This is a genomic window from Streptomyces griseorubiginosus (genome assembly GCF_017614965.1).
In the GTDB taxonomy this organism is placed as follows: Bacteria; Actinomycetota; Actinomycetes; order Streptomycetales; family Streptomycetaceae; genus Streptomyces; species Streptomyces griseorubiginosus_B.
The window spans coordinates 1-1,883 of record NZ_WVUG01000602.1; the positions used below are offsets into that span (position 1 = coordinate 1).

A 1,883-nucleotide genomic window follows, 5' to 3' on the forward strand; every position below is an offset into this window, starting at 1 on the left:
ACCCACCCCAACACCCCCTGCACCTCCGCATCCAGCCCCGCGACATCCGTCCCCCGCACCGCGCACTCGATTCCGGCGGCGCTCAACACCCCCTGCGCACCGGCCAGTTCGACCCCGAGGTCGGCCTCCCGGTATCCCCGTACGACATCCCGTACCTCCCGCTGCGACTCCCGCGCGATCCGCTGCACCTCGATCATCTGGTCCACGGCCTCGGGCCGCCCGCGCCGGGCCAGCTGCACGGCGAGTTCGCTCTTCAGGGCGATCACGGCCAGGTTCCGCCCCATCACGTCGTGGAGGTCCCGGCCGAAGCGCAGACGTTCCTCCGCGACCGCGAGCCGGGCCTGGACCTCGCGGCCCCGCTCCGCCTCCCACAGGACCGACAGCGTCCAGGCGCCGCAACGGCCGGTGATCAGCGAGAAGAGCGCGCCGAGGACGGTCAGGACGCCGACCGTGAGGATGGAGGCGGGCTCCGGGTCGGTCCAGGCGAACGCGGCCATGAGCACCACGGCGAGCACGGCCGACCGGCGCAGGAAGGTCACCAGCGGCAGCACCAGCCCGTACAGCACCCCGAACGGCACCAGCGCGGCGCCGACGGCGAGCCGGATCGCCATCGGGTCGGAGCCGCCCAGCGCGGCCAGCACCAGGGGCAGGGCCAGCGCGAGGACGAGGAGGACGGCGGCGGGGCGCAGGGCGCGCGGCGGGAGGACGGCCCGGCCCAGGTAGTGGTCGAGCACGGGCCGGGTGAGCCGGTTGGCCTCGGCACACTGCAGTGCGCTCACGAGCAGCAGCAGTCCCCCGACGACCAGCGGTACCGGGCGCTGGGCGATCCCGCCCACCAGCGGCAGCGCCAGCCAGGAGAAGGAGAAGAGCCACGTGGTCACGTACCAGGTGAGCACGCTCTGCAGTTCGACCCGCTCGGCCTTGCTCCGATCCCGCCAGTGTCGCCGCTGCCAGCCCCTGATCCGCCCGAACACGGCTCCCCCGTTCCCTCAGCGCCGGGGTTCCCAGCGGAACCACCGCCGTACAGCAAACACCGCCACGACACTCCAGGCCAGAGCGGTCGCGACGGCGCCCAGGGCCTCGTAGGCGCTCAACCGCCCGGTCCAGCCGCCCTGGACGAGCCGGATCGCGGGGGACAGGGGCAGGAATTCGCACACCCTCGCGAGCCGGTCGGGCAGGAGCTGGGCCGGGACCGCGATGCCCGAGCCCATCATGGACACGAGCACCAGCGGCAGCGCGGTGACCTGCGCGCTCTCCACGGTCCGGGTGACGGAGGCGGTGAGGGCCGCGAACGCGGCGCACAGCACCAGACCCGCAAGGATCCCGAGGACGGTCAGGTACGGCGCCCTGGGCGCCCCGGGGTGCAGCAGCACCGCGCAGCCGACGGTGAGGACGACGGCCTGCGCGAGGCCGAGGCAGACGGCGGGCAGCGCGGTGCCGGCCAGGATCTCGGCGTCGTCGAACTCGCCGGTGCGCAGGCGTTTGAGGACCAGTTCCTCACGGCGGGCGACGTACGCGCCGATCAGGGACGTGTACACGGCAAACAGGAAGGAGAAGCCGATCGCGGCCGTCAGCGTCACCACGCCGATGTTCAGCCCCTCGGCCTTCAGGTCCAGCTGATCGACCGCGGGCCGCACACTGAACGGCAGCACGAGCGGCACGAGCAACGCCGTGACCACCGCGCCACGGTTGCGCGCGAGCAGCGTGAGCTCGGCCCGGGCCAGGGCCCGCATCCGCCGCCGGGAACCCGCCGCCCCCACCGGCACCGGACCCGGCGCGACCAACCTCGGGCTGACGCGGACCTCGGCCTCGCGGTTGACCTGCCGGTACCGGTCGACACACAGCCGCATCGTCACCGTCGTCAGCCACGCACCGAGCCGCTC

At 73.6% G+C, this 1,883-nt stretch carries 2 protein-coding genes; both read right to left on the reverse strand.

Annotated elements, in window-relative coordinates:
- Positions 1–974: sensor histidine kinase (locus GRC12_RS46845; protein WP_208786038.1), on the reverse strand; the 974-nt coding region annotated here is incomplete at its 3' end.
- Positions 975–989: 15 nt separating this feature from the next.
- Positions 990–1,733 carry an ABC transporter permease gene (locus GRC12_RS44075; RefSeq protein WP_244374696.1) on the reverse strand — a complete coding sequence of 248 codons (744 nt, stop codon included), beginning with the start codon at positions 1,731–1,733 and terminating at the stop codon, positions 990–992.
- Positions 1,734–1,883: the final 150 nt, after the last annotated feature.